The 265-nt window shown below is 46.8% G+C and carries 1 rRNA gene; it reads left to right on the top strand.

From position 1 onward, the window contains the following. Positions 1–265 (top strand): 23S ribosomal RNA (locus LPAF129_RS11120); the annotation flags it as partial.

Below are 265 nucleotides of genomic sequence, written 5' to 3'. Positions count from 1 at the left end.
TGACCCGGGGATTTCCGAATGGGGAAACCCAATGACTGTTATTAGTTATTATCACTGGTTGAATACATAGGCCAGTTGAAGATAGACGCGGGGAACTGAAACATCTAAGTACCTGCAGGAGTAGAAAGAAATTTCGATTCCCTCAGTAGCGGCGAGCGAACGGGGAACAGCCCAAACCAAGAAGCTTGCTTCTTGGGGTTGTAGGACTGGACATCTGAGTTACCAAGAAAGAATGTAGTTGAATGACCTGGGAAGGTCAGCCAAA

Origin of the sequence: Ligilactobacillus pabuli (assembly GCF_022836475.1) — a bacterium.
Classification (GTDB): domain Bacteria; phylum Bacillota; class Bacilli; order Lactobacillales; family Lactobacillaceae; genus Ligilactobacillus; species Ligilactobacillus pabuli.
This window is presented reverse-complemented; position numbering and strand designations above follow the sequence as displayed.